Consider the following 25,320-nt stretch of genomic DNA (forward strand, 5'->3'; position numbering starts at 1 on the left):
CCTTCGCCGCTCGCCCGGATCGGGTTCCATCTCGCCCGGATCGGGTTCCATCTCGCCCGGACCGGGTTCCATCTCGCCCGGACCGCGTTCCATCTCGCCCGGACCGCGTTCCGCCGCGCTGCCGGGGGCCTGGTGATCCGTAGGGCGATACGGGCCGTGTGCCTCATATGGCGATACGAAGCCGCGTGCCCCGACGGCGAAACGCACAAGGCCCGCCCGGATTCGACCGGTGCGGGCCCTCGTGCGCGCAGCAGAGATCAGACGACCGCGCCCCGCCCCGGATCGTCGTCGTCCTCGTCACCGTCGCCCATCCGCATCACGAGCGTGGCGAAGCCGCCCAGGAAGCCGCCGATGCCGAGGGTGGTCAGCCACCACGTCATCGGCCAGCCGAAGAGGACCGCGAGGAGCAGCAGCACCGGGCCGCCGATCACCGCGAGCCAGGCGAACTTGGCCGTGGTGTCGGCCTCCGGGAGCGGGGGCGGCTCCGGCGGGACGAAGTGGCCCTCGTCCGACTCGTCGAGGTCGTCCTCCGAGGCCTCGGCCACGTCGTAGTCCCGCGGGCCCACGCCCGGGGCGAACACGAGCGAGCCGGCCACGGGCTTGTCCGAGCCGGTGCGGGCGGGACCGCCGCGCTCCTTCTCGGCCTCCTCGGCCTCGGCGACCAGGCCCGCGAGGTCCTCCACCGACTTGAACGGCTTGGCGCCCGGCGGGTCGGCCGGCTGCTCGCCGTACCCCGCCACGATCGCGGCCCACGCGGCGTCCTCGTCCAGCGGCGCGGGCTTCGCCGCCTCGGGCTTCGCGGCTTCGGGCTTCGCAGGCTCCGCCTTCGTCAGGTCCGCCGAGGGCGTCTCCGCCTCCACGTCCGCCGGCTCACCCGCCTGGGCCGCGCGCGCGGCGTCCTCGGGGACGAGCCGCTCGCGCAGCTCCTCCTCGTGCTCCTCGCGGCTCTCGTCGCGGTCCGCCGCTTCGTGCTCAGCCACCGGCCGTCGTACCTTCCCGGGAATCCAGTGCGTCAGGCGCGAGCCGGCCGACGAAGGCGAGGCTCTCGTCGAAGATGCGGTCCGCGTCATGGTCCAACGTCGCCACGTGGTAGCTCTGTTCCAGCAGGATCTCGGTGACGTCCGAGGACGAGACCCGGCTGAGGATGCGCGCCGAGTCGGCGGGCGCCACCACGTGGTCCTGCGGGCTGTGCAGCAGCAGCAACGGCTGGGTGACCTGCGGCAGTTCGGCGTCGACCACGCGCGAGAACTGGCGCAGCGAATGCGCCGCGTGCAGCGGTACGCGCGTGTAGCCGAGCTCCTCGGAACCCTCCTTGGCGATGTCGCTCAGGACGCCCTTGGTACTGCGCACGAAGTGCCGCGCGACCGGCAGGGCGAAGGCCATCGGGTCCTGCATCTTGTTGAACGGGTTCACCAGGACGATGCCGCTGACCGCCTCGCCGTGCTTGGCTGCGAGCCGCAGCGTCAGCGCGCCGCCCATCGACAGGCCGAACACGAAGACGTGCTTGCACCGCTCGCTCAGGGCGCGCAGCTCGCGGTCCACCTCCGCGTACCAGTCCTGCCACCCGGTCAGCGCCAGGTCCTGCCAGCGCGTGCCGTGCCCGGGCAGCAGCGGCAGGGAGACGGTCAGGCCGCGCGCCGCCAGATACTCCGCCCACGGGCGCAGCGACTGCGGGGAACCGGTGAAACCGTGGCAGAGGAGCACGCCGATCTCGCCGCCCTCATGGCGGTACGGCTCGGCTCCGGGGAGGACCGGCACCTTCGGTCTCCTTCGTGAGGCGGGCTCCGGCGCGGGCAGCCGGAGTCGGGTCGGGAGTTGCGTTCACGGTACGCGACCGGACCGACACCGACCAGGGCCGATCCGCCCGCCCCGGCCGCCCGGGCGCCCGCGTCACGCCCCGGACGCCCCGTCATCCGGGAAGGAGCGCAGGCCCGGCACGGGTTAAGGTCGACCTGACAGAACGAGAAAGGCACCTGCGTTGATCTACGGCTTCATGAAGCTCACCGTCGGGGGGAGTCTGAAGACCGTCTTCAGGCCCTGGGTCGAGGGACTCGAGAACATCCCCGCGGAGGGGCCCGCGATCCTCGCGAGCAACCATCTGTCCTTCTCGGACTCCTTCTTCCTGCCCGCGGTGCTCGACCGCAAGGTCACCTTCATCGCGAAGGCCGAGTACTTCAACAGCCCGGGTGTGAAGGGCAAGCTCACCGCCGCCTTCTTCAAGGGCGTCGGCCAGCTCCCGGTGGACCGCTCAGGTGCGCGCGGCGCCGGTGAGGCGGCCATCAAGAGCGGCATCGAGGTCATCGAGCGCGGCGAGCTGTTCGGGATCTACCCCGAGGGCACCCGCTCCCCGGACGGCCGCCTCTACCGCGGCAAGCCCGGCGGCCTGGCCCGCGTGGCGCTGGCCACCGGCGCTCCCGTGATCCCGGTCGCGATGATCGACACCGAGAAGATCCAGCCGCCCGGCAAGGTGGTGCCGAAGCTGATGCGCCCGGGCATCCGGATCGGCAAGCCGCTGGACTTCAGCCGGTACCACGGCATGGAGGGCGACCGTTTCATCCTGCGTTCGGTGACGGACGAGGTCATGTACGAGATCATGAAGCTCTCCGGCCAGGAGTACGTGGACATGTACGCGACGGCGGCCAAGCGGCAGATCGCGGACGAGGCGAAGAAGAAGGCAGAGCTCGCCAAGGCCGCGGGCAAGTCCAAGGAAAGCTGACGGGCGCGGGCGAGTCCGAGGAACACTGACGGCCGCGGGCGAGTCCGAGGAAAGCTGGACGCAGGTCCGAGGAGAGCAGCACGCAGGGACGGTCCGTCGGGACCGCTGGGGGCGGGGGACATGGCCAGACGCGAGCGCGTGATGAGGATGTCGGTCGAGCTGCCGCTGTGGCGTGCGCTGACCGCGTACCGCATCGGCACCATGGTGTACGCGATCGGCCTCTTCGTCGCCGCGTACGAGGAGTTCGCGCGCCCCTGGATCGCCATCGTCTACTTCGCGGTGCTCGCCGCCTGGACGCTCGGCACCCTGCGCTTCGTCGCCAACGCCACCGCCTGCACCAAGCGTTTCCTGTTCGTCGACCTCACGATCTCGCTCGTCGGCATCCTGCTCACCCCGGTCGCCGACTCCGCCCAGCGCATCGCCGGCGACGGCCCGACGCTGCCGTCCATCTGGACGGCCGGTGCGGTGCTCGCGTACGCGCTGAAGGGCGGCTGGCGCTGGGCGGCCGTGGCCTCCGCGCTGGTCGGCGTCGCGAACATCGTCCAGCGCGGCCACCCCAGCCAGGACACCCTGCACAACGTGCTGCTCGTGTGGGTCGCCTCGATAGCGATCGGATACGTGGTGGAGGTCGCCCGCGCCTCCGAGCGCACCCTGGCCCGCGCCCTGGAGATCGAGGCGGCCACCCGCGAGCGCGAGCGGCTGGCCCGCGACATCCACGACAACGTGTTGCAGGTCCTGGCCATGGTGCAGCGCCGCGGCACCGCGCTCGGCGGCGAGGCGGCCGAGCTCGGGCGGATGGCCGGCGAGCAGGAGGTCGCGCTGCGCACGCTGGTCGCGGGCGGCCTGCTGCCCGCATCGCGGGTCTCGGAGGACGCGCAGCAGGGGGCCTTCGTCCGCGTCGTCGACGAACCCGACGACGATCCGGACGACGTGCCCCGCGACATCCGCACCCTCCTCTCCCCGTACGCGGGCTCCCGTGTCACCCTCTCGGAACCGGGTGCGCCCGTGCTCCTGCCGCCGGCCGCGGCGCGTGAGCTCGCGGCCGCCGTCGGTGCCGCACTGGACAATGTCCGGCAGCATGCGGGCGAGGACGCGCGGGCCTGGATCCTCGTCGAGGACTGGACGGACGAGGTGATCGTGACGGTGCGCGACGACGGCCCCGGGATCCCGGAGGGCCGGCTCGCGCAGGCGGAGGGCGAGGGCCGCCTCGGCGTCGCCCTCTCGATCCGCGGCCGGCTGCGCGACATCGGCGGCACGGCCGAGCTGATCTCGGTGCCCGGGCAGGGTACGGAAGTAGAACTGAAGGTCCCACGGGGGAAGGCGGATTGATGAGCGAGCAGCAGACGGACGGGCAGCCGGGACAGCCGGTCAAGGTGATGGTGGTCGACGACCATCCGATGTGGCGCGACGCGGTGGCCCGCGACCTCGCCGAGGCGGGGTTCGACGTGGTGGCCACGGCCGGAGACGGCGACCAGGCGGTGCGCCGCGCGAAGGCCGCGGCCCCCGACGTCCTCGTCCTCGACCTGAACCTGCCCCTCAAGCCGGGCGTCCAGGTCTGCAAGGAGCTGGTCGGCGCCAACCCGAAGCTGCGCGTCCTGGTCCTGTCCGCCTCGGGCGAGCACGCGGACGTCCTGGAGGCGGTCAAGTCCGGCGCGACGGGCTACCTCCTGAAGTCCGCCTCGACGGAGGAGCTGACCGACGCGGTCCGCCGCACGGCGGTCGGCGACCCGGTCTTCACCCCGGGCCTGGCGGGCCTGGTCCTCGGCGAGTACCGCCGGCTGGCCTCGGAACCGGCCCCGGCGACCCCGGACGAGCCGAAGGCCCCCCAGCTCACCGACCGCGAGACGGAAGTCCTCCGCCTGGTCGCGAAGGGCCTCAGCTACAAGCAGATCGCCGAACGCCTGGTCATCTCCCACCGCACGGTCCAGAACCACGTCCAGAACACCCTGGGCAAGCTCCAGCTGCACAACCGGGTGGAGCTGGTGCGGTACGCCATAGAGCGGGGCCTGGACGACGAGTGACCCGGATCCGGCCCGCACAGGGCCGGTCAGGGCCCGTCCCGGCGGCCGCCGGGGTCAAGCGACGACGCCGTGGCCTCGTATGAGTGAAAGCGGCTCGTCAACTGCCAAGCCGGCCGCGGCATTTGACGCCCTCGACACCGTGAAGTGACCTGGATCACCATTAGCGTGACGGGTCACACAGCGAACGTGGCGAAGGGATTCCCCATGGGGGCCAAGAAAATCGGCGTGCTGACCGGCGGCGGCGACTGCCCCGGGCTCAATGCCGTCATCCGCGGCATCGTCCGCAAGGGCGTCCAGGAGTACGACTACGACTTCACGGGCTTCCGTGACGGCTGGCGCGGGCCGCTCGAAGGCGACACCGTGCCGCTCGACATCCCGGCCGTGCGCGGCATCCTGCCCCGCGGTGGCACGATCCTCGGCTCGTCGCGGACGAATCCGTTCAAGGAGGAGAACGGGATCCGACGGATCAAGGAGAACCTCGCCAAGTACGAGATCGACTCCCTGATCGCGATCGGCGGCGAGGACACCCTGGGCGTCGCCGCCAGGCTCACCGACGAGTACGGCATCCCGGTCGTCGGCGTGCCGAAGACCATCGACAACGATCTGAGCGCCACCGACTACACCTTCGGCTTCGACACGGCCGTGGGCATCGCCACCGAGGCCATCGACCGGCTGCACACCACCGCCGAGTCCCACATGCGCGTCCTCGTGGTCGAGGTCATGGGCCGGCACGCGGGCTGGATCGCCCTGCACTCCGGGCTCGCCGGCGGCGCCAACGTGATCCTCATCCCCGAGCAGCGCTTCGACGTGGAGCAGGTCTGCGCCTGGGTGACCTCGCGCTTCAAGGCCTCGTACGCGCCGATCGTGGTCGTCGCCGAGGGCGCCATGCCCAAGGACGGCGACATGGTGCTCAAGGACCAGTCGCTGGACTCCTTCGGCCACGTCCGGCTCTCCGGCGTCGGCGAATGGCTGGCCAAGGAGATCGAGAAGCGCACGGGCAAGGAGGCCCGTACGACGGTCCTCGGCCACGTCCAGCGCGGCGGCACCCCGAGCGCCTTCGACCGCTGGCTCGCCACCCGCTTCGGCCTGCACGCCATCGAGGCCGTACGGGACGGGGACTTCGGGAAGATGGTCGCGCTGCGCGGCACCGACATCGTGCGCGTACCGATCGCCGAGGCCACGGCGAAGCTCAAGACCGTGGACCCCGAGCTCTACAAGGAAGTCGGGGTCTTCTTCGGCTGAGCGGACAGGGGGCCGGCGCGGGCTCAGGCCCCGGTCTCGGGCGCGGCGGGAACGAGCACGTTCTCGCCGCGCCTGCCCGCCTGGTAGTCGAGCACGTTCTGCAGCGTCGTCTCGATGATCTGGTTCAGCGCGTCCAGCGTGTAGTACGCCTGGTGCGAGGTGACCACCACGTTCGGGAACGTCAGGAGGCGGGCCAGGACGTCGTCCTCGACGCCCTGGATCGACTTGTCGAAGAAGAACAGGCCCGCCTCGGCCTCGTACACATCGAGCCCGACCCCCGTGAAGCGGCCCTTGCGCAGCTCGGCGACCAGCGCCTCCGTGTCGATGAGCCCGCCGCGGCTCGAGTTCACCAGGATCGCGTCGTCCTTCATCGCGGCCAGGACCTCGGCGTTGATGATGTGCTGCGTCGCCGGCAGCAGCGGCACATGCAGGCTGACCAGGTCCGACTCGGCGAAGAGCTGCTCCTTGTCCACGTACTTCATGCCGAGTTCGACACAGGCCGGGTTCTGGGCCACGTCCCAGCCCAGGAGGTTCATGCCGAAGCCGTGCGCGATCCGGGTGAAGGCCTCGCCGATCTTGCCGGTGCCGAGCACCCCGACCGTACGGCCGCGCATGTCGCGCCCCATCAGGCCTTCGAGGCGGAAGTCGAAGTCGCGGGTGCGGTTCGAGGCGCGCACGATCCGCCGGTTGACGGCCATCGCGAGCGTCCAGGCGAACTCGGCCACGGAGTACGGCGAGTAGTACGAGACCCGCGCGACCGTGAGGCCGAGCCGCTCGGCCACCGCGAGGTCGATGTGGTTGAAGCCGGTGGAGCGCGTGGCGATCATCTGCGTGCCGCCGGCGGCCAGGGTCTGGAGGACCCGGCTGCTGAGATTGGCGTTCACGCTGACCGTGATGATCTCGTACCCGGCGGCGATGGGCGCCGTGTCCTCGGTGAGGAACACATCCAGGCAGCGGACGTCGTGGTGTCCTTCGAAGGCCTTCTCGATGAGCGGCTTCTCGTCGGCCTGCACGCCGAATGACAGGATTTCCACGACTGCTCCCAATCGGTGAGGCATCTCGCCTGATATGGGCGAATATACGGCGGTACGGGTTCGGGCGCCCCCGGGCCCGTACCGCCGAAACGACCGTCTCGTCGGAGCCGAACGGTCAGACCCGAACCGTCGCCCGCACCGACTCCACCAGCTCCCGCACCACCGCCGCCCCGCGCAGCGTCAGCACCGACTCGGGGTGGAACTGCACCCCGGCGAACCCGGGCCCGCGCAGCGCGTGCACCTCGCCGCTGTCCGCGCTGCGGCTCACCTCGATCCCGTGGGCCGCGAGTTCGGTGGCCGTCTCGCCGTCGCACACCGCCGTGAAGCTGTTGTAGAAGCCGACCGTCTCGGGCCGCCCGAACAGCACGATCCGCGTCTGCGCCCCCTGGTACGGCACCTGCTTGCGCACGATGTCCAGGCCCAGCTCGGCCGCGAGCAGCTCGTGGCCGAGGCAGACACCGAGCAGTCCGTGCCGGTGGTTCCGCACGAGATCGGCGGTCAGCGCGCGCAGGAAGCGCATCTTCGGATCGGTGGTGTCGGACGGGTCGCCGGGGCCGGGGCCCAGGACGACGGGACCCGCGTGCGAGAGGGCCGCTTCCCGTACCCCCGGATCGTCGTAGCGCCGGACCGTGACCGTGAGCCCGCAGGAGCGCAGCACGTGCGCGAGCATCGCGGTGAAGGTGTCCTCGCCGTCGATCACCAGGGCGTGACCGCTCAGCTCACCGGTCCGCTCCTGCATCCGCAGCCAGAACGGCGCGAGCGAGCCGCGCCGGGAGTCGAGCGCTTCCTGGACGCGCGGGTCGTCGGCGAGGCGCGGCCGTGCGTGCTCGGCGCGCGGTCGCCCGGGCCGTACGCCGAGCGCGGCCAGCACCCCGGCGGCCTTGGCGTGCGTCTCGGCCACCTCGTTCTCCGGTACGGAGTCCCGCACGAGCGTGGCGCCGACCGGCACGCGCAGCCTCCCGTCCGGGGCGATGTCCGCGGTGCGGATCAGGATGGGGGAGTCGAGGGTCTGCGCGCCGCCCGCGTCCCGGCCGATCAGGGCGAGGGCGCCCGCGTAGTAGCCGCGGCCGCCCTCCTCGTGCCGTCGGATGACCCGGCAGGCGTTCTCGACCGGCGAGCCGGTGACGGTCGCCGCGAACAGGGTCTCCTTGAGGACCTCGCGCACATCGAGGCTGGACTTCCCGCGCAGCTCGTACTCGGTGTGCGCGAGGTGCGCCATCTCCTTCAGGCGCGGCCCGACGACGACCCCGCCCTGGTCGCCGACCGTGCACATCATCTTGAGCTCCTCGTCGACCACCATCGACAGCTCGGCCCGCTCCTTCGCGTCGTCGAGGAAGCCGAGCAGCCCCTCGGCCGTGGGCCCCTCGGCCGGGTAGCGGTAGGTGCCGCTGATGGGGTTCATGACGACCGTGCCGCCGCTCATCCGCACATGGACCTCGGGGCTCGCGCCGACGAGGACCCGCTCCCCGGTGTGCACGACGAACGTCCAGTACGCGCCTCGCTCCCCGTCGAGCAGCCGCCGGAACAGCGCCAGCGCGTCGGCCCGCGAGAAGCCGGGGATCTCGCCCTCGTACGTCCGCCGGACCACGAAGTTGGCGCCCTCGCCCTGCCCGATCTCCTCCCGGATCACCCGCTCGACGATCCTCGCGTACGTCGCGTCGTCGAGGTCGAAGCCCCCGCCCCGCACCCGCACGTCATGCGCGGGCAGCTGCGCGAGCGCCTCGTCCAGGCTCATCTCGTACGACTCATGCGCGACGAGGTACGACAGCGGCGTGCCGTCGTCCGTCACCTCGAAGCCGCGCTCGCGGATCTGCCGGAAGGGGACGAGCGCGAGCAGCGGGCGATCCCCGGTGTCGGGGAGATCCGCGAGGCGCTCGGCCTCGCGCACCTCACCGGTCAGGACCTCGACGGTGTCGTGGTCGCGGCCCGGGGTGCGGCGGCGCAGGAGGGCGAAGGGAGTCTCTTCATCGACAAGGCGACTGAGGCTGAAGCTGGAGCGGCGGTCGTCCATGGCATGGGTTCCTTCCGGAGGAGCTGGATCTCGGGAGAGGAACGGCCGCGGACAAACGAAAAGGCCGCCCCTCGGGCGGCCTTCGCGAGTCTGGGGAACGCGCAGTCAGTGGGCCGCCGGATGAGCGGTCCACCACCAGTTCTGGTTCGAGTGCGCGAGCATGGCTCAGACCATAGCGCACCCACGCCCGCTGGGACGTTCGTCTCAGAAAGTGGGCGGGGGAATGGACGGGCGCGGCGACCCCGTAATGTTGACGAGGTGACCGTGAACGCTAAGACCACCGCAAACGGTGGCAACACCTGGCGAGACCTTCCCGCGGCGCAGCAGCCCACGTACCCCGATGCCGAGGCTCTGCGCGATGTGCTCGCGGACCTCGAGTCGTATCCGCCGCTCGTCTTCGCAGGCGAGTGCGACCAGCTGCGCAACCGGATGGCCGCCGTGGCCAAGGGTGAGGCGTTCCTGCTGCAGGGCGGCGACTGCGCCGAGGCCTTCGACGCGGTGTCGGCCGACCACATCCGCAACAAGCTCAAGACGCTGCTCCAGATGGGCGCCGTCCTCACGTACGCGGCCTCCGTGCCGGTCGTGAAGGTGGGCCGGATCGCCGGTCAGTACTCGAAGCCGCGCTCCAAGGACACCGAGACCCGCGACGGCGTGACGCTGCCGACCTACCGCGGCGACTCCGTGAACGGCTTCGACTTCAACGCCGAGGCCCGTGTCCCGGACCCCGAGCGCCTGAAGCGGATGTACCACGCGTCCGCCTCGACGCTGAACCTGGTGCGCGCCTTCACCACCGGCGGTTACGCCGACCTGCGCCAGGTGCACGCCTGGAACCAGGACTTCGTGAAGTCCTCGCCGTCCGGCCAGCGCTACGAGCAGCTCGCGCGCGAGATCGACAATGCGCTGAACTTCATGCGGGCCTGCGGCGCGGACCCGGAGGAGTTCAAGACCGTCGAGTTCTTCTCCTCGCACGAGGCGCTGCTCCTCGACTACGAGTCGGCGCTGACCCGCGTGGACTCGCGCACCGGCCAGCTCTACGACGTGTCCGGCCACATGGTGTGGATCGGTGAGCGCACCCGCCAGCTGGACGGCGCGCACATCGAGTTCGCGTCCCGGATCCGCAACCCGATCGGCATCAAGCTGGGCCCGACGACCACCCCGGAGGAGGCGCTTCAGTACATCGAGCGCCTCGACCCGGACCGCGAGCCCGGCCGGCTCACCTTCATCGTGCGGATGGGCGCGGACAAGATCCGCGACAAGCTCCCCACCCTCGTCGAGAAGGTCACCGCCTCCGGCGCCACCGTCGCCTGGGTCACCGACCCGATGCACGGCAACACCTTCGAGGCGGCCTCGGGCCACAAGACCCGCCGCTTCGACGACGTCCTCGACGAGGTCAAGGGCTTCTTCGAGGTGCACAAGTCGCTGGGCACGCACCCGGGCGGCATCCACGTCGAGCTCACCGGTGACGACGTCACCGAGTGCGTGGGCGGCGGCGACGAGATCTTCGTCGACGACCTGCACCAGCGCTACGAGACGGCCTGCGACCCCCGCCTGAACCGCAGCCAGTCCCTTGACCTGGCTTTCCTGGTCGCGGAGATGTACCGGGACCAGTAAGCCGCGGCACGTATGACACGCCAATGGGGCGCGGATCCTTGTGATCCGCGCCCCATAGTGCTTTTGCGTGCTGGTGGTGCCGGGTAAGGTTAGGTTAGCCTCACCGATCATCGGGGGAGCGCAACCCAGTCCTGTCCCGTCGGGAGGTGATCGGCGTGTACGTCTGCTCTTGCTTCGGCATCACCGAGCAGCAGGTCAAGGAGCATGCGGACGCCGGTGCCTGCACCCCGCGGCAGATAGCCTCCAAGTGCAAGGCCGGCACCGACTGCGGGTCCTGTGTACGCCGTATCCAGGCGATCCTCGGCCGGGGCGCGTGCCCCCGCCGCGAGCTGGTCGAGCAGGGCAACGCGGTGGCCGCTCTGGCCCCCGAGCCCGCCCTGACCGAATCCCTCGAAGAAGCCGCCTGACCCTCCCTCGCGGCGCCGGTCCGACGCCGCGCCCGCAGGCTCAGGCCTCCGGCTGCTCGATCAGCTGCGCGATGTAGAGCGGCTCGCCGAGCTTCTCGATCAGCTCCAGCTGGGTGTCGAGATAGTCGATGTGGTGCTCCTCGTCCTCGAGGATCGACTCGAAGATGTTCGCCGAGGTGATGTCGCCCTTGGCGCGCATGACCTCGATCCCGCGCTTGAGCCGGTCGATGGCCTCGACCTCGACCTGGCGGTCGGCCTGGAACATCTCCGTGACGGTCTGGCCCACGCGGACGTGGAAGAGGCGCTGGTAGTTCGGCAGCCCGTCCAGGAAGAGGATCCGGTCGGTGAGCACCTCCGCGTGCTTCATCTCGTCGATCGACTCGTGCCGCGTGTACTTCGCGAGCTTCGTCCAGCCGAAGTTCTCCTGCATCTTCGCGTGCAGGAAGTACTGGTTGATGGCCGTGAGCTCGGCGGTCAGCTGCTCGTTGAGGAATTCGATGACCTCGGGGTCGCCCTGCATCGCAGAGGCTCCTTCCAAGCGCGTATCGGGGGCAGGTGCGCCGCATCCTTGCACCGGGTTCCGGGGCCGTCCAGTAAGTGCATGCTTAGTAGGAGTTGCCCGAATCGGTGCAGACCTGGTCACCTCCACCCTCCGCGGGCTGTCATCATGGAGGCATGGGTCAGCCGGATAGCCGCGTCACGAAGCAGAACGAGCTTCCTCCGGGGCAGCGGCTACAGCGGGGCTGGCCGGTCACCCATTACGGGCCCGTGCCGAAATTCCGGCCGGAGCGCTGGGAGTTCAGGGTTTTCGGCGCCACCGCCGACGGTGAGAAGCACTGCTGGACGCACGAGGAGTTCGGTGCGCTGCCGTACGCCACGGTCACGGCCGATCTGCACTGCGTCACCAAATTCTCGATCCTGGGCGCCGAATGGGGCGGCGTTCCGGCGCGCTCCGTGCTCGAGATCGCCCCGCCCGCACCCGATGTCACCCATGTGATGGTCTGGGCCGAATACGGATTCAGTTCGAACCTGCGGCTCTCCGACTTCACGGCCGAGCAGACGATCTTCGCCACGCACCGCGACGGCGAACTCCTCACCGCCGAGCACGGCTTCCCGCTGCGCCTCGTCGTCCCGCATCTGTACGCCTGGAAGGGCCCGAAGTGGGTCCGCGGCATCGAGTACATGACCGCCGACCGCCGCGGCTTCTGGGAGGAGCGCGGCTATCACAACATCGGCGACCCCTGGCGCGAGCAGCGCTACTCGTATCAGGAGGAGCCAGGGGACGGTCCCGAGCTCTGAGTCCGTAGGCGGGTCCGTACGGAGTTCTGGGTTCGTACGGTGCCTCAGTGGTACCGGTGCACCACCGCGTGGCCCTTGCCGCGGCCGATCAGCCACTTGTTGACCGGGGTCGTGACCAGGAAGGCCACCGCGAAGGCGAAGGCGAGCGCGCCCCAGAACAGCGCGTCGGACAGGTGGGCCTCCATGGCGCCGGGCACCACGAGCAGGACGCCGTTGTCCACGATCTCCATCACCGTGATCGAGAGGGTGTCGGCGGCGAGCGCGACGCCGATCGCGGCCCCCAGGGCGACGCCGGCGCGGAGCACCGCGAACAGCGTCAGCGAGTAGCCGAAGAAGAAGGCGAGTGCGATGGCCAGGACCATCGTGGGCGCCGTGCCCCAGCCCAGCGCCGTACCGATGATCATGCCGAGCACCTCGCCGATGGCACATCCGGTGAGGCAGTGCAGGGTGGCCTTCGCGGCCATGGACCAGGAGGCGGTGCTGTGGCCGGCGTGCTGATGCGTATGTGTCTCGTGCGTTTCATGCCGCATGGGTCGAGACCCCCAAACGTCAGGTAGCGGTTCCTGCCGATAGGGGAACCGTATACCCCCTGAGGGTATTCCCTCAACCGTAAGCCCTGCTGCTCAGCCGTCCCGCAGCTTCTTGAGGAGCTCCACGTCCGCCGTGTGCCCGGACTGGCCGCCCGGGGTCTCGATGATCAGCGGTACGCCGTCCATCTCGGGGTGCTTCATCAGCGCGCGGAACGCGTCCTCGCCGATGTGGCCCTGCCCGATGTTGGCGTGCCGGTCCTTCTTCGCGCCGACCACGTCCTTGGAGTCGTTGGCGTGGATCAGCTTCAGGCGGCCCTCGCCGACCGTCTCCACCAGCTGGTCGAGGGCCCGGTGCATGCCGTGCGGGCCCGTGAGGTCGTGGCCCGCGGCGAAGACATGGCAGGTGTCCAGGCAGATGCCGAGCTTGGGGTGGTGGTCGAGGGCGTCGAAGTACGGGCCGAAGTCCCAGGTGCGCGAGCAGATCGAGTAGCCCTGGCCGGCCGTCGACTCCAGGAGGAGGTACGGGTCGTCCTCGTGCGTCAGCTCGTCGAGGAGCGGCCGCATGTGGCGCCGTACCTGCTCAAGCGCCTCCGCGCGGTCGCGGCCCTGCGTCGCGGAACCCGTGTGCACCACCACCCCGAGCGCGCCGATCTCGCGGCCGCGGCGCAGTGAGTGGTGCAGCGAGGCCACCGACTTCTCGACCGTCTCGGGGGAGTGGGAGCCGAAGTTGATCAGATACGGGGCGTGGATGTACGCCGGGATCGACTCGGCCGCGCAGGCCGCGCGGAAGGCCTCGTCCTCGGCCGGGCTGCCGGGCGGGGTGGCCCAGCCGCGCGGGTTGGCGACGAAGACCTGCACGGTCTCGCAGCCCAACTCCCGCGCGTAGGCGAGGCCCTTGGTGGCGAGCCCGCCGGCTACGGGGACGTGGCTGCCGACGGGGTTACGGGTGTGCTTCACGCAGTCAAGAGTGTCACGGTGGCGCCGGCACCCGTCCGGCGCCCACCGTCAGCGGATCTTGATCGTGATCGTCGAGCCCTTGGGCGCTTCCTCGCCGCCCTCGACCGACTGGCTCTCCACGGTGTCGCCGAACAGGCCCAGGAGGCCCCGGTCCTCCTCGACCTCGAAACCGGCCGCCGTGAGCTCGTCCTTCGCCTCGTCCACCTTCATGCCGGTGACGTCCGGGACCTCGACCATCTCGGGGCCCTTGGAGAGCGTCAGCGTCACGGTGTCGCCCTCGGCGAGCATGGCGCCGCCGCCCGGCGACTGGCGGCCGACCAGGCCCTTGTCGTGCTCGGAGTGGACGCGCTCCTCGGCGGTCTCGACCTTGAGGCCCTCCGCCTCCAGGTCGGCGCGTGCTTCCTCGGGCGTCTGCCCGGTGACGTCGGGCACCTCGACGGGCTCGCCCTTGCTCACGACGAGCGCGACGGCCGAGCCGGTCTTGTGCCGGGTGCCGGAGGCGGGGCTGGTGCGGATCACGTTGCCGCGCTCCACCTCCTCGTTGAACTCCCGGGTGACCGTGCCCGGTTCGAGTCCGGCCGCCTTCAGCTCCTTCTTCGCGTCCGCGAGCGGGGAGCTGCTGACGTCGGGCACGCGCACGATGCGCTCGCCGAGCGAGACGGTCAGCGTGACCGTGCCGCCCTCGCGGATCCGCTTGCCCTGGGCGGGGTTGCTGGCCATCACCTGGCCGCGCTCGAAGCCGGAGCTGTACTCCTTCTTCACCTCGTCGTCCACGCGCAGACCGGCGTCCTGCAACTTCTCGCGCGCCTCCGCCTCGGACTTCGCCAGGATGAGCGGGACCTGCGTGAACTGCCCGGAGTTGATGTACCAGACGCCGGCGCCGATCCCGAGCGCGAGCAGCACGGCGGCGATCACCGAGTACATCCCGCGCCGGGGCCGGCGTGCGGGAGCCGCAGTCCCGGGACCGGCCGGTCCGGCGGGCGGCGGGGGCGGCATCTCCAGACGGCTGGTCCGGTTCAGCTGCTCCTCGGGCGGCAGCGGGCGCGGCACGGCGGTGACCGAGCGCGGGATCACGCTCGTACGGTCCTCGGAGTTGTCGTGCCCGTCCTGCGCGGACTGGTCGACCGCACCCGGCGGCACCGCGTCCAGCTGCGCGTCGGTGAGCGCCGCGCGCGCCTGCCGGGTCTGCCCGAGCAGCGCGACCGCGTCGTACGGGCGCACCTCGGGGTTGCGGGCCGTGGCGGAGGCGACGAGCTCGTCGAGGTCCACCGCCAGTCCGGGCACGGCCGCCGACGGGGCGGGGACGTCCTCGTGCAGGTGCTTGTAGAGGATCTGGGCGGGCGATTCGCCGGAGTGCGGCTTGGCGCCGGTGAGCATCTCATAGAGCACGACTCCGCAGGCGTACACGTCGACCCGGGGGTCGGCCACGCCGCGTTCGATCTGCTCGGGCGCGAGATACGAGACCGTGCCGAGGACGGCGCCGGTGGTGTTCGTCACGGTGTCCACGGAGCGGACGAGCCCGAAGTCGGCGACCTTCACGCGGCCGTCGTCCCCTATGAGGACGTTCTCGGGCTTCATGTCGCGGTGCACGAAGCCCGCGCGGTGCGCGGCGCCGAGCGCGGCGAGCACCGGCTCCAGGATGTCGAGGGCGGCGCGCGGGTGCAGGGCGCCGCGCTCGCGCAGGACGTCGCGCAGGGTGCAGCCGGCCACGTACTCCATCGCGAGATAGACGTACGCGCCCTGGGCGCCCTGGTCGTAGACGGCGACCACGTTGGGGTGCGCGAGCCGGGCGACGGACTTGGCCTCGCGGATGAAGCGGTCGACGAAGGCGGCGTCGGCGGCCAGCGCCGGGTGCATCACCTTGAGGGCGAGGATGCGGTCGAGGCGGGTGTCCACGGCCCGGTAGACCGTGGCCATCCCGCCCACCGCGATCCGCGCGTCGATGCGGTACCGGCCGTCGAGCAGCTGCCCGACGAGAGGGTCCTGAAGGGTCGTGTCCACGCGCCGAGTGTACGAGCCGTGGCTTGGTGGGTTGCCTGATCGGGGCAGGTGCAGCGGCTTTGAAGCCGAGCTGTGACGGTGACCGGACGGGGCCGGGGCATCGCGACGGGAGCCGCGGACCGACCGGCCGGCGCCCAGTCCCGGGCGCCGACCCGAACCGGGCGTCAGAACGCCGGGCGCTCCGGGTCAAGACGAGCCCGCCCCTGCATCGGCGAGGAGGCCTCGGCGAAGTGGCGCTTCGGGATCCGGCCGGCGCGGTACGCGAGGCGTCCCGCCTCGACCCCGTGCCGCATCGCCTCGGCCATCAGCACCGGCTCCTGGGCCCGCGTGACGGCGGAGGCCAGCATCACGGCCGCGCACCCGAGCTCCATCGCGAGCGCCGCGTCCGAGGCCGTGCCCGCGCCGGCGTCGAGGATCACCGGCACGTTCGCGTTCTCCACGATCAGCTGGAAGTTGTGCGGGTTGCGGATGCCGAGGCCCGAGCCGATGGGGGAGCCGAGCGGCATCACCGCCGCGCAGCCCGCGTCCTCCAGCTTCCTGGCGAGGACCGGATCGTCGTTCGTGTAGGGCAGGACCGTGAAGCCGTCGTCCACGAGCGTCTCGCAGGCCTCGAGGGTCTCGACCGGGTCGGGCAGGAGCGTGCGCTCGTCGGCGATCACCTCCAGCTTCACCAGGTCCGTGCCGAGCGCCTCGCGTGCGAGCCGTGCGGTGAGGACCGCCTCGCCCGCCGTGAAGCAGCCCGCCGTGTTCGGCAGCACCTCGATGCCGAGCCGCGTGAGCACGGAGAGGACCGAGCCCTTGGTGCCGGGATCGACCCGGCGCATCGCCACGGTCGTCAGCTGCGTGCCGGACGCGGCCAGCGAGCGCTCCAGGACGTCCAGGCTTGGCGCGCCGCCCGTGCCCATGATCAGCCGCGAGGTGTAGGTCCTCGACCCGATGACGAGGGTGTCGTCCGCCATGTTCCTCAGCCTCCCTGGACGGCGGTCAGGACCTCGACGCGGTCGCCGGAGCGCAGCGCCGTGCGCGGCCACTCGCCGCGCGGCACCACGGTCTCGTTCAGCGCCGCGGCCACGCCGGAGTGCGCGGCGGTGAGCGTGGCGACGAGCGCGCCGAGGGTGCTGCCCTCGGACACGGCCCGCGCCTCGCCGTTCACGTGGACCTCGATGGTGCTCGTACGGCCTTCATCCGCGCCGCTCGTCCGATCCGTCCCGATGCCGTTCATACGGTCTGCTCCTGCCGTGCTCCGAAGCGCTTGGGGGTGAACGGGCGCGCTTCCTCGGGGAGTTCGCCGGTCGTCAGGACGTGCGCCATCGCGTCGCCCGTGACGGGGGTGAGCAGCACGCCGTTGCGGTAGTGCCCGGTGGCGAGCAGCAGGCCGGGCAGGACGGTCGGGCCGAGCAGCGGCCCGTTGTCCGGGGAGCCGGGGCGCAGGCCCGCGATCGTCTCCACCAGCGGCAGCTCGGTGATCCCGGGGATCAGCTCGTGGGCGTCGCGCAGCAGCTCGTACACCCCGCCCGCGGTGACGGTGGTGTCGTACCCCTGCTCCTCGCTGGTGGCCCCGATCACCAGCTCGCCGTTCTCGCGCGGCACGAGGTACACATCGCTGCCGCGCACGACCGCCCGCACGGTCCGCTGGAGGAAGGGCGCGTACGCGGCGGGGACGCGCAGCCGCAGCACCTGACCCTTCACGGGCCGCACCGGCGGCACCACGTCCTCGGGCAGCCCGGCGAGCAGCCCGCTGCGGCTGCCGCCCGCGAGCACCACTTGGTCGGCGACGAGTCCGGTGCCGTCCGCGAGCACGACGCCCGCCGTCCGGTCCCGTACGACAGTGACGCGGTCCGCCCACTGCCGGTGGAACTCCGCACCGGCCCGCTCGCACGCGATGACCAGGGCCTTCGCGAGCCGGCGCGGGTCGATTTGGTGGTCGTCGTCGGCGCGCAGACCGCCGCGGACGCCGGGCGCGAGCATCGGTTCGAGACGGCGGCACTCGCGGCCCGAGAGCCACTCGGAGCTGAGCCCCGAGCGCTCCTGCAGGGCGTGCACTTCGCGCAGATGGGCGCGGTCGTCGGCGTCCAGCGCGACCGACAGCGTGCCGCAGGACCGGTAGCCGAGCTCCTCGCCGCTCGCCTCGGTGAGCTCGGCGGCGAAGGCCGGATAACGGGCGGCCGAGGCCAGGTTGAGGGCGAGCAGGGTCTCCTCGCCGTAGTGCAGCTCGGTGACCGCGGCGAGCATGCCGGCCGCGACCTGCGCGGCCCCGCCGCCGGGCGCCGGGTCCACGACCGCGGTGCGCAGCCCCCGCTGCGCGGCCCGCCAGGCCGTGACCAGGCCGATGATTCCGCCACCGACGACGACGACGTCGTACGGCACCTTCGAAGACAGCCGTGACATGGGCGTCCAGCCCCTCCCTTCGCCGGCATGACCCGGATCAGGTTCATACGGTCGGAGGCCGCCGCCTCCCTCTCAGCCCGGCGCGTCCGGGCTCCCGCGAGTGGTCTACGTTGGCCACCTTAGCCCGACCCGTCAACGCTCTTGAAGGGAGCGGCCCATGACCGCGGCCCCGACCGTCCCCTCGCTCGACGGCTTGGTGATGGCCCCCGTGGAGGACCAGGCACCGGGCCAGGTGGGCACGCGCACCCGGTTCACGTACCACGAGCAGGACGGGGTGATCTGGGCCGACTACGCGGGCGGTGACGTCGTACGCGGGCAGCTGATCGGGACGCGCGAAGGCGACGAACTGGACTTCCGCTATGTCCAGTTGAAGACGGACGGCGAGACGGCGTCCGGGCATTGCGTGTCCCGGATCGAGGTACTCGACGACGGGCGGATCAGGCTGCGGGAGACCTGGGAGTGGGAGTCGCGGCCCGGCAGCGGAACCAGTGTTGTGGAACAGGTCACGCCTGACCTGTGAAATCCGCCCTACCTGACGGTTCGTCAGTTGTTTATGGTGATCGGGTGAGCGAGCAGAGGCAGGTACCCGAGACGGAGCGCCGCGTCGTGATCGTGGGCGCGGGGATGGCCGGTGTGCAGACGGCGGTGGCCCTGCGCGAACAGGGCTTCGCCGGGCCGGTGACCTTGATCGGCGCCGAACCCCATCAGCCCTACGACCGGCCGCCGCTGTCCAAGGCGGTCCTGCTCGGCAAGGCCGAGGGCTCGGCCTTCGAGGTGGACTTCGAATCCCTCGGCGTGGAGCTGCGGTTGGGATGCGAGGTGACCGGCCTGCGGGTCGCGGACCACGAGGTCGACACCGCGCAGGGGCCCGTCCCGTACGAGGTCCTGGTCCTGGCCACCGGCGCGGAGCCGCTGGAGCTGCCGGGCACGGCCGGCGTTCCCGGGGTACATCTGCTGCGCACCCTCGACGACGCCCGCCGCTTGCGGCCGGTGCTCGCCGAGCAGCACGACATCGTGGTGGTGGGCGCGGGCTGGATCGGCGCCGAGTTCGCGACGGCGGCCCGTGAGGCGGGCTGCGCGGTCACGGTCGTCGAGGCAGCGGACCGCCCGCTCGCCGGCGCCCTGCCCGCCGAGGTCGCCGCGCCGATGACGGCCTGGTACGAGGAGTCGGGCGCGGTCCTGAAGGTGGGCGCGCGGGTCCAGGCGGTCGAGCCGGGTGCCGTGGTCCTGACCGACGGGACGCGCATCCCGGCCGGAGCGGTGGTCGTCGGCATCGGCGCCCGCCCGGCGACGGGCTGGCTCGCGGACGCGGGCATCGAGCTCGGCCCGGACGGTGCGGTGGTCGCGGACGAGGCGCTGCGCACCTCGGCCCCCGACGTGTACGCGGTCGGCGACTGCGCCTCCTTCCCCTCGGCCCGGTACGGCTCCCGCCTCCTGGTCCACCATTGGGACAACGCGCTCCAGGGCCCGCGCACCGTGGCCGCCAACATCATCGGCACCCAGCCCGCGGTCTACGACCCCGTGCCGTACTTCTGGTCCGAGCAGTTCGGCCGCTTCGTCCAGTACGCGGGCCACCACGGCGCGGCCGACACGATGGTCCGGCGCGGAGACCCGGCCGGCCCGGCATGGTCGGTGTGCTGGCTGAAGGACGGCGTCCTGGTCGCGGTCCTGGCGGTGGGCCGCCCCCGCGACCTGGCCCAGGGCCGCCGCCTGATCGAGGCGGGCGCAACACTGGACCCGACGAAGACGGCGGAGGCGTCGGTACCGCTGAAGAACGCGGTCCTGAAGTAAGGGGCCCTTGGTGGTGCCTGGGGCGATGCGGGGCAGGGCGCCCTGGGCGCAGCCTCTGCGGCCGGGGCGGCCTTGGGCACAGCCTCTGAGGCCGGGGAGCAGCCTGGCGCACTCTGCCGCCGCGGAGCGGCGGAGATCCGCCGGGGCGAAGCCCTCGGGACGAGCGCCGGGGGCCTGGGGGCGTCAGCCCCCGCACACCTCCCGCCGCGGAGCGGCGGAGCAGCGTCCGGGGCGCAGTCCTCGGCGAAGGGGCGCCCGGGGGCCCGGGGGCGTCAGCCCCCGATCTCGTTCCCGTCGCGGAGCGGCGGAGCAGCGTCCGGGGCGCAGCCCCGGCGAGAGGCGCGGGGGTCGTGGGGGCGTCAGCCCCCGCACACCTAGCCGCCGCGGAGCGGCGGAGCACCGCAGGCCCGGAGGCCCACTGCCGCCCGAACCACCCGCACCCCCACCCGCCCCCAAAACCATGGCACCCTGGATGCGTGACCGAGATTGACGCAAAGATCGATGCTCTCGTCCCTGCATGGCTCAACCTCCCCGAGATCGCCGAAATGTTCGGCGTCGAGGTGACGCGTGTGCGGCAGCACGTCAAGGAAGGCCGGCTGATCGCCGTGCGCCGTGGTGAGAACCGGGCGCTGCACGTCCCGGCCCCCTTCATCGACGGCAATGCCGAAGACGGATACAAGATCGTCAAGGGCCTCCCCGGCCTCCTGACGGTCCTGCGGGACGACGGCTTCTCCGACGAAGAGATGCTGGAGTGGCTCTTCACCCCCGACGACACCCTGCCCGGCACCCCCGCGCAGGCCTTGAGCGAGAATCGCGGCACGGAGGTGAAGCGCCGCGCCCAGGCGCTCGCCGTCTGACAGCCGCAGCGCGCGCCCGCCGGTGAGCACCGGCCGCCGGCGCCGCAACCAGCCATCGGCATACGGGCCCTGAGGCCGGGGACCTGAAAGGCACCCCGGCCCGGGGCCCGTGCGCCGCGAAGAGGGGGGACCTCATGACCGCCACCGCAGCCACCCGGCGCGAGCAGCTCGCCGACGCCCGGCTCTACCTGTGCACCGACGCCCGCAAGCGCCAGGGCGATCTCCCCGCGTTCCTCGACGCCGTGCTCGCCAGCGGCGTCGACATCGTGCAGCTGCGCGACAAGGGCATGGAGGCCGCCGAGGAGCTCGAGCACCTCGCCGTCTTCGCCGAGGCCTGCCGCCGCCACGGCAAGCTGCTCGCCGTGAACGACCGCGCCGACGTCGCCCACGCCGCCGGCGCCGACGTCCTCCACCTCGGCCAGGGCGACCTTCCGGTCCCCGCCGCCCGCGCGATCCTGGGCGACGACGTGCTCATCGGCCGCTCCACGCACGCCGACGCCGAGGCCTCGGCAGCCGCCGACCAGCCCGGCGCCGACTACTTCTGCACAGGCCCCTGCTGGCCCACCCCCACCAAGCCCGGTCGCCACGCACCCGGTCTCGACCTGGTCCGCCACACCGCCGGACTCGGCACCGACCGGCCCTGGTTCGCCATCGGCGGGATCGACCTGGGCAACCTGGACGAGGTGCTCGAAGCGGGCGCAAGCCGCGTGGTGGTCGTCCGCGCGATCACCGAGGCCGACGATCCGGCCGCGGCCGCCGCGGAGTTCGCGAAGCGCCTGCGCTCCGTATGAGCTCCGTATGCGCTCCGAGTGATCCGTAAGCCACGTACGGCTGTCCGAAGGGTGGACGGAAAACCGGCAATCCCGGCATAACCCCCGCCCTCGGTTGGGTCATTGTCCCACCATGACTAACCTGCGGGTATGGCCCTCGGTACCGCTTCCACCAGGATGGATCGCGCGCGCACGGTGCGCGAGATGCTCGCGACCGGCAAGACCACGTACTCCTTCGAGTTCTCCGCGCCCAAGACCGAGAAGGGGCAGCGGAATCTGTGGACTTCGCTGCGCCGGGTCGAGGCGGTAGCCCCCGACTTCGTCTCCGTCACCTACGGTGCCGGCGGCTCCACCCGCGCCGGCACCGTCACGGAGACGCAGCAGATCGTCGCCGACACCACGCTCACGCCGGTCGCGCACCTGACCGCCGTCGACCACTCGGTGGCCGAACTGCGCAACATCATCGGGCAGTACGCGGACGCCGGGATCAGGAACATCCTCGCGGTCCGCGGCGACCCGCCCGGCGACCCGATGGGCGAGTGGGTCAAGCACCCGCGCGGTCTGACGTACGCGGCCGAACTCGTCCGTCTCATCAAGGAGTCCGGCGACTTCTGCGTGGGCGTCGCCGCCTTCCCGGCCATGCACCCCCGCTCGCCCGACTGGGACTCGGACGTCCGGCACTTCGTGGACAAGTGCCGCGCGGGCGCGGACTACGCGATCACGCAGATGTTCTTCCACCCCGAGGAATACCTGCGCCTGCGCGACCGCGTCGAGGCCGCCGGCTGCGCGACGCCGATCATCCCGGAGATCATGCCGGTCACGAGCGTGCGCATGCTCGAACGCCTCCCGCAGCTCAGCAATGCGGAGATTCCCGCCGGGCTGAAAGAGCGGATCCTCACATCCAAAGACGACGCCGCCGCTGTACGCTCCATTGGCATCGAGTTCGCGACGGAGTTCTGCGCGCGTCTGAAGGCCGAGGGAGTGCCCGGTTTGCACTTCATCACGCTCAACAACTCCACGGCGACCCTGGAAATCTACGAGAATCTGGGCCTGCACCACCCGCAGGCCTGAACCGGCACAGCCGCACACCCCCACGCGGCCGGCCGTAGGAGAGGGGCGTACATGGGCTGGACGGTCCTCTATATCGCGTTCGGACTGGTCGCGCTGTGGCTGCTCGGTGAGGTGCTGCTGCAGTACAAGGCGCGGCTGCGCTGGCGGCTGCTCGCCTTCGCCGGCTTCCTCGGCGTCGTGCTCGGTGTGCTGATCCCGTCGGTGTACGTGATCGGGGCGGGCGCCATCGCCTTCGCCATCGGCCAGACGTACGTGACCCTCTCCTTCCGCCGCGGCTTCTCCACCGGCTGGGCGCTCGGCGGCAACCCGGGGGAGAGCCGCCGCCGCAAGGGCGTGATCGAGCAGGACCCGACGCTCGAGGTGTCGGACCTGGAATACGAGTCGGAGTACGGGCGCGAGGACCGCGACCGCCGCGACTCCGGCTACGACCGGGACGACCACGACGGGGGGTACGGGGGCCGCGACACCGACTCCGGCTACGGCGCCGACTACCCCTCGCAGCAGCAGGCCTCCGTATACGCCCCCGAGCCGATGCCCGACGACACCGGCAGCTACGGGATCTACTCGGACTCCTCCTCGCAGGGCGCGGGCTACGGACAGCAGCAGCCCGCGGCGGCCGCCGCCGACACCTCCTCGTACGGCTACGGCGGATACGACGAGGTCTACAACCAGCAGAACTACGGCTACGACCAGCAGGGCCAGCAGAGCTACGCGGCCTACTCGGACCCGTACATCGGCACGCAGTCCTACGACACCGGCCAGTACGACACCTACGGCGGCGGGCAGCAGGGGTACGACTCCGGGCAGTACGCCCAGTACCAGCAGGGCGGTTACGACAGCACGCCGCCCGGCGGGGTGTGGGTGCCCCAGCAGCGCAACAGCGACGACGCGCTCGCCGGCGGTCTGCCGCCCGAACAGCCGGCGTACCCGCCGTACCAGGAGGGCTACGACACGGGCTACAACGAGCAGCAGCAGTACCGCTACTGACGGCTGACGCTGTTTCCGATCGAACCGAGGGCCGGACGGCCGCGGCTCACTGCGAGCCGCGGAAGTCCGGCCCTTCGACGATCAGGCCCGCGACCAGGGCGCCGGACATGCCGGCATGGGGGAGGCCGCCGCCGGGGTGGGACCAGCCGCCGACCTGGTGGAGGCCGGGCAGCCGGGTCGTGTTCGAGGGGTAGAGGAAGCGGGCGTCGCCGCCGGCCAGGGCGGGATGCGGGACCGGGCCGTGCTGCCGCACCTCGTGCCAGAGGAGGCGCTCGCGCAGGCCGGGCACGGCGCGTTCGGCGGCGGTGACCATACGGTCCGTGAAGTCCCCGGGGTCGCCGGCCTCCTGGCCGACCGCCGACAGGACCACCGACTCGTGCCCGTCGTCGGGCCGCAGCGCCGGGTCGTCCGGCCGCAGCACGGTCACCGTGGGCGTGACGCCGGGCCCGAACCCGCCTGCCAGGGCGTCGAGTTCGGCCTTGCGGTCGGGGGCGTGGACGACCGTGCGGTGCGCCGCTCCGTCCTCCCGTGCGCCGCGCAGCGCGAGCAGCACGGTGCGGCGGCCGGGCCGGACCCGTGCCGTGTCGAGGACCGCGTCCTGACCGGGGGTGTGCAGCGGGTGGTCGGTGAGCGGCTGCGGATCGGCCCCGGCGACCACGTGGGCGGCCTCGTGCACGGTCCCGTCGGCGAGCTCGACCCCGGCCGCCCGGCCGTCCTTCTCGACGATGCGGACGACCTCCTTGCCGAACTCGAACCCCACCCTGCGCTGCACACACCGCTCGTACACGGCCCGCGCGAGCTCGCGGACGCCGCCGCGCACGTACCAGGTGCCGAAGGCCTGTTCCATGTACGGCAGCACGGCGGCGCTCGCCGGGGTGGTGCGCGGGTCGAGCCCGTACGCGAGGACGGAGCTCTCGACGAGGGCGATCAGACGCGGGTCGGCCAGTTCATGGCGCATCGCCTCGGCGAAGGTGGGCGGCCGCTTGCGCAGCAGTCCGCTCCTGCGCAGCGCGGGATAGGGGTCGCGCTCGCCGAGCACGCGCCAGTCCTCCCAGAGCGGCTCCTCGAGGAGCGGGCGGCGGGCGCGGTCCCAGGCCTCGCGGGCCCGGTTCAGGAACTGGGCCCAGCGTTCGCCCGTGCCGCCGCCGAGCGCCGCCTCGACGGCCTCGACGGTGCCGGCGCGGGAGGCATTGGGGACGTCGACCCGCGTGCCGTCGGCGAAGAGGTGGCGCACGGCCGGGTCGACCTGGACGAGCTCGACGCAGTCCTCCAGGGGCTGCTTGCCCGTCTTGATGAACAGGTCGCGGTAGACGGCGGGCAGCGGGAGCAGACCCGGGCCGGTGTCGAAGCGGAACCCGTCGCGCTCGAAGCGCCGCACGGCCCCGCCGTACGTCTCGTCGCGCTCGAAGACGGTGACGCCGTGACCGGCGACGGCGAGCCGGGCCGCGGCTGCCATCGCTCCCATTCCTGCGCCGATCACCACAATGTGTGCCATGCGGGGAGCGTACCGACCGGGTTCGCGGGGGCCGTGCGGGGGCCTTGGGAAGGTGCGCGGGCCTCGGGGCGGTGCGGGAGCCGCCGCCTGCGACGGGCGGCACCCCCTACTGAGGTACTACCCCCACGTTGG

26 protein-coding genes and 1 riboswitch are annotated in these 25,320 nt (G+C 71.7%); of the genes, 13 read left to right on the forward strand and 13 right to left on the reverse strand.

Annotated features, from left to right (window positions below):
• Positions 1 to 257: 257 nt before the first annotated feature.
• Together BLT97_RS13465 and BLT97_RS13470 are read right to left on the reverse strand one after the other, a co-directional pair.
• Positions 258 to 980 (reverse strand): hypothetical protein, encoded by a 723-nt coding sequence (locus BLT97_RS13465; RefSeq protein ID WP_093609555.1) that lies wholly within the window; start codon positions 978 to 980, stop codon positions 258 to 260.
• Positions 973 to 1,758 (reverse strand): alpha/beta hydrolase, encoded by a 786-nt coding sequence (locus tag BLT97_RS13470; protein ID WP_093609557.1) that lies wholly within the window; start codon positions 1,756 to 1,758, stop codon positions 973 to 975. The genes BLT97_RS13465 and BLT97_RS13470 overlap by 8 nt, the downstream gene beginning before the upstream one ends.
• A 220-nt stretch (positions 1,759 to 1,978) precedes the next feature.
• On the opposite strand from BLT97_RS13470, the gene BLT97_RS13475 reads away from it, so the two are divergent.
• The 4 genes from BLT97_RS13475 (at position 1,979) to BLT97_RS13490 (ending at position 5,979) form a co-directional block, all read left to right on the forward strand.
• Complete coding sequence (locus BLT97_RS13475; RefSeq protein ID WP_093609559.1) at positions 1,979 to 2,716, forward strand: lysophospholipid acyltransferase family protein; 738 nt, start codon at positions 1,979 to 1,981, stop codon at positions 2,714 to 2,716.
• Between the two features lie 120 nt (positions 2,717 to 2,836).
• Positions 2,837 to 4,045, forward strand: coding sequence for a MacS family sensor histidine kinase (gene macS / locus BLT97_RS13480; RefSeq protein ID WP_093609561.1), 1,209 nt, complete (start codon positions 2,837 to 2,839; stop codon positions 4,043 to 4,045).
• Positions 4,045 to 4,737: a response regulator gene (locus BLT97_RS13485; protein ID WP_093609563.1), complete on the forward strand. Its 693-nt coding sequence runs from the start codon at positions 4,045 to 4,047 to the stop codon at positions 4,735 to 4,737. The genes macS and BLT97_RS13485 overlap by 1 nt, the downstream gene beginning before the upstream one ends.
• A 204-nt stretch (positions 4,738 to 4,941) precedes the next feature.
• Positions 4,942 to 5,979 (forward strand): 6-phosphofructokinase, encoded by a 1,038-nt coding sequence (locus tag BLT97_RS13490; protein WP_093609565.1) that lies wholly within the window; start codon positions 4,942 to 4,944, stop codon positions 5,977 to 5,979.
• Positions 5,980 to 6,002: 23 nt separating this feature from the next.
• Here the strand turns inward: BLT97_RS13490 and BLT97_RS13495 are convergent, their stop codons facing one another.
• The 3 genes from BLT97_RS13495 to BLT97_RS39095 form a co-directional block, all read right to left on the reverse strand.
• Entirely contained in the window at positions 6,003 to 7,013 is a 1,011-nt protein-coding gene (locus BLT97_RS13495; protein ID WP_093609567.1) for a 2-hydroxyacid dehydrogenase, read from the reverse strand.
• Between the two features lie 115 nt (positions 7,014 to 7,128).
• A complete protein-coding gene (locus tag BLT97_RS13500; RefSeq protein WP_093609569.1) occupies positions 7,129 to 9,024 on the reverse strand; it encodes an anthranilate synthase family protein in 1,896 nt (631 codons plus the stop codon).
• Between the two features lie 105 nt (positions 9,025 to 9,129).
• On the reverse strand, positions 9,130 to 9,186 hold the full coding sequence (locus BLT97_RS39095; protein ID WP_093609986.1) for a trp operon leader peptide: 57 nt from the start codon (positions 9,184 to 9,186) through the stop codon (positions 9,130 to 9,132).
• Positions 9,187 to 9,282: 96 nt separating this feature from the next.
• Between BLT97_RS39095 and BLT97_RS13510 the strand changes: the two genes are divergently transcribed.
• Positions 9,283 to 10,635: a class II 3-deoxy-7-phosphoheptulonate synthase gene (locus tag BLT97_RS13510; protein WP_093609571.1), complete on the forward strand. Its 1,353-nt coding sequence runs from the start codon at positions 9,283 to 9,285 to the stop codon at positions 10,633 to 10,635.
• Between the two features lie 155 nt (positions 10,636 to 10,790).
• On the forward strand, positions 10,791 to 11,042 hold the full coding sequence (locus tag BLT97_RS13515) for a (2Fe-2S)-binding protein (RefSeq protein ID WP_425442697.1): 252 nt from the start codon (positions 10,791 to 10,793) through the stop codon (positions 11,040 to 11,042).
• Between the two features lie 40 nt (positions 11,043 to 11,082).
• Here the strand turns inward: BLT97_RS13515 and bfr are convergent, their stop codons facing one another.
• Positions 11,083 to 11,562: a bacterioferritin gene (bfr, locus tag BLT97_RS13520; RefSeq protein ID WP_093609575.1), complete on the reverse strand. Its 480-nt coding sequence runs from the start codon at positions 11,560 to 11,562 to the stop codon at positions 11,083 to 11,085.
• A gap of 155 nt (positions 11,563 to 11,717) precedes the next feature.
• On the opposite strand from bfr, the gene BLT97_RS13525 reads away from it, so the two are divergent.
• Complete coding sequence (locus BLT97_RS13525; RefSeq protein ID WP_093609577.1) at positions 11,718 to 12,341, forward strand: sulfite oxidase-like oxidoreductase; 624 nt, start codon at positions 11,718 to 11,720, stop codon at positions 12,339 to 12,341.
• A gap of 44 nt (positions 12,342 to 12,385) precedes the next feature.
• Here BLT97_RS13525 and BLT97_RS13530 read toward each other — a convergent pair whose 3' ends face one another.
• The 6 genes from BLT97_RS13530 to thiO all read right to left on the reverse strand — a co-directional run bounded on the left by BLT97_RS13530 (position 12,386) and on the right by thiO (position 18,217).
• Positions 12,386 to 12,871, reverse strand: a complete 486-nt coding sequence (locus BLT97_RS13530; RefSeq protein ID WP_093609579.1) for a DUF4396 domain-containing protein — start codon at positions 12,869 to 12,871, stop codon at positions 12,386 to 12,388.
• Between the two features lie 93 nt (positions 12,872 to 12,964).
• Complete coding sequence (locus tag BLT97_RS13535) at positions 12,965 to 13,828, reverse strand: deoxyribonuclease IV (RefSeq protein ID WP_093609581.1); 864 nt, start codon at positions 13,826 to 13,828, stop codon at positions 12,965 to 12,967.
• A 48-nt stretch (positions 13,829 to 13,876) separates the two neighbouring features.
• Positions 13,877 to 15,829: a Stk1 family PASTA domain-containing Ser/Thr kinase gene (gene pknB / locus BLT97_RS13540; RefSeq protein ID WP_093609583.1), complete on the reverse strand. Its 1,953-nt coding sequence runs from the start codon at positions 15,827 to 15,829 to the stop codon at positions 13,877 to 13,879.
• A gap of 164 nt (positions 15,830 to 15,993) precedes the next feature.
• Positions 15,994 to 16,788 (reverse strand): thiazole synthase, encoded by a 795-nt coding sequence (locus BLT97_RS13545; protein WP_093609585.1) that lies wholly within the window; start codon positions 16,786 to 16,788, stop codon positions 15,994 to 15,996.
• Positions 16,789 to 16,793: 5 nt separating this feature from the next.
• Positions 16,794 to 17,051 carry a sulfur carrier protein ThiS gene (gene thiS, locus BLT97_RS13550; protein ID WP_093609587.1) on the reverse strand — a complete coding sequence of 86 codons (258 nt, stop codon included), beginning with the start codon at positions 17,049 to 17,051 and terminating at the stop codon, positions 16,794 to 16,796.
• A complete protein-coding gene (gene thiO / locus BLT97_RS13555; RefSeq protein ID WP_093609589.1) occupies positions 17,048 to 18,217 on the reverse strand; it encodes a glycine oxidase ThiO in 1,170 nt (389 codons plus the stop codon). The genes thiS and thiO overlap by 4 nt, the downstream gene beginning before the upstream one ends.
• Positions 18,215 to 18,325: riboswitch (TPP riboswitch) on the reverse strand. Its footprint overlaps the gene before it by 3 nt.
• Before the next feature lie 49 nt (positions 18,326 to 18,374).
• Here thiO and BLT97_RS13560 point away from each other — a divergent pair.
• From BLT97_RS13560 to BLT97_RS13585, 6 genes are all read left to right on the forward strand, one after another.
• Positions 18,375 to 18,737, forward strand: coding sequence for an avidin-fold protein (locus tag BLT97_RS13560; RefSeq protein ID WP_093609591.1), 363 nt, complete (start codon positions 18,375 to 18,377; stop codon positions 18,735 to 18,737).
• 104 nt (positions 18,738 to 18,841) lie between these two features.
• The gene (locus BLT97_RS13565; RefSeq protein WP_425442708.1) at positions 18,842 to 20,008 is read left to right on the forward strand and encodes an NAD(P)/FAD-dependent oxidoreductase; all 1,167 of its coding nucleotides are present in this window, start codon (positions 18,842 to 18,844) and stop codon (positions 20,006 to 20,008) included.
• Positions 20,009 to 20,484: 476 nt separating this feature from the next.
• Positions 20,485 to 20,865 (forward strand): Rv2175c family DNA-binding protein, encoded by a 381-nt coding sequence (locus BLT97_RS13570; RefSeq protein WP_093609595.1) that lies wholly within the window; start codon positions 20,485 to 20,487, stop codon positions 20,863 to 20,865.
• Between the two features lie 134 nt (positions 20,866 to 20,999).
• Positions 21,000 to 21,656, forward strand: a complete 657-nt coding sequence (thiE, locus tag BLT97_RS13575; RefSeq protein ID WP_093609597.1) for a thiamine phosphate synthase — start codon at positions 21,000 to 21,002, stop codon at positions 21,654 to 21,656.
• Between the two features lie 129 nt (positions 21,657 to 21,785).
• Positions 21,786 to 22,706: a methylenetetrahydrofolate reductase [NAD(P)H] gene (metF, locus tag BLT97_RS13580; RefSeq protein ID WP_093609599.1), complete on the forward strand. Its 921-nt coding sequence runs from the start codon at positions 21,786 to 21,788 to the stop codon at positions 22,704 to 22,706.
• A gap of 51 nt (positions 22,707 to 22,757) precedes the next feature.
• A complete protein-coding gene (locus tag BLT97_RS13585; protein WP_093609601.1) occupies positions 22,758 to 23,693 on the forward strand; it encodes an SCO2102 family sporulation regulator in 936 nt (311 codons plus the stop codon).
• A 46-nt stretch (positions 23,694 to 23,739) separates the two neighbouring features.
• Here BLT97_RS13585 and BLT97_RS13590 read toward each other — a convergent pair whose 3' ends face one another.
• Positions 23,740 to 25,188: a phytoene desaturase family protein gene (locus tag BLT97_RS13590; RefSeq protein WP_176953753.1), complete on the reverse strand. Its 1,449-nt coding sequence runs from the start codon at positions 25,186 to 25,188 to the stop codon at positions 23,740 to 23,742.
• Between the last annotated feature and the right edge of the window lie 132 nt (positions 25,189 to 25,320).

The sequence above is a fragment of the Streptomyces indicus genome (assembly GCF_900100315.1).
GTDB classification, from domain to species: Bacteria; Actinomycetota; Actinomycetes; order Streptomycetales; family Streptomycetaceae; genus Streptomyces; species Streptomyces indicus.

Excerpts from the sequence above, each read along its gene's own strand:
- macS (WP_093609561.1), top strand. The coding sequence starts at position 2,837 with ATGGCCAGACGCGAGCGCGTGATGAGGATGTCGGTCGAGCTGCCGCTG.
- BLT97_RS13485 (WP_093609563.1), top strand. The coding sequence starts at position 4,045 with ATGAGCGAGCAGCAGACGGACGGGCAGCCGGGACAGCCGGTCAAGGTG.
- BLT97_RS13490 (WP_093609565.1), top strand. The coding sequence starts at position 4,942 with ATGGGGGCCAAGAAAATCGGCGTGCTGACCGGCGGCGGCGACTGCCCC.
- BLT97_RS13500 (WP_093609569.1), bottom strand. The coding sequence starts at position 9,024 with ATGGACGACCGCCGCTCCAGCTTCAGCCTCAGTCGCCTTGTCGATGAA.
- bfr (WP_093609575.1), bottom strand. The coding sequence starts at position 11,562 with ATGCAGGGCGACCCCGAGGTCATCGAATTCCTCAACGAGCAGCTGACC.
- BLT97_RS13525 (WP_093609577.1), top strand. The coding sequence starts at position 11,718 with ATGGGTCAGCCGGATAGCCGCGTCACGAAGCAGAACGAGCTTCCTCCG.
- BLT97_RS13530 (WP_093609579.1), bottom strand. The coding sequence starts at position 12,871 with ATGCGGCATGAAACGCACGAGACACATACGCATCAGCACGCCGGCCAC.
- BLT97_RS13545 (WP_093609585.1), bottom strand. The coding sequence starts at position 16,788 with ATGGCGGACGACACCCTCGTCATCGGGTCGAGGACCTACACCTCGCGG.
- thiS (WP_093609587.1), bottom strand. The coding sequence starts at position 17,051 with ATGAACGGCATCGGGACGGATCGGACGAGCGGCGCGGATGAAGGCCGT.
- thiO (WP_093609589.1), bottom strand. The coding sequence starts at position 18,217 with ATGTCACGGCTGTCTTCGAAGGTGCCGTACGACGTCGTCGTCGTCGGT.
- BLT97_RS13560 (WP_093609591.1), top strand. The coding sequence starts at position 18,375 with ATGACCGCGGCCCCGACCGTCCCCTCGCTCGACGGCTTGGTGATGGCC.
- BLT97_RS13565 (WP_425442708.1), top strand. The coding sequence starts at position 18,842 with ATGGCCGGTGTGCAGACGGCGGTGGCCCTGCGCGAACAGGGCTTCGCC.
- thiE (WP_093609597.1), top strand. The coding sequence starts at position 21,000 with ATGACCGCCACCGCAGCCACCCGGCGCGAGCAGCTCGCCGACGCCCGG.
- metF (WP_093609599.1), top strand. The coding sequence starts at position 21,786 with ATGGCCCTCGGTACCGCTTCCACCAGGATGGATCGCGCGCGCACGGTG.
- BLT97_RS13585 (WP_093609601.1), top strand. The coding sequence starts at position 22,758 with ATGGGCTGGACGGTCCTCTATATCGCGTTCGGACTGGTCGCGCTGTGG.
- BLT97_RS13590 (WP_176953753.1), bottom strand. The coding sequence starts at position 25,188 with ATGGCACACATTGTGGTGATCGGCGCAGGAATGGGAGCGATGGCAGCC.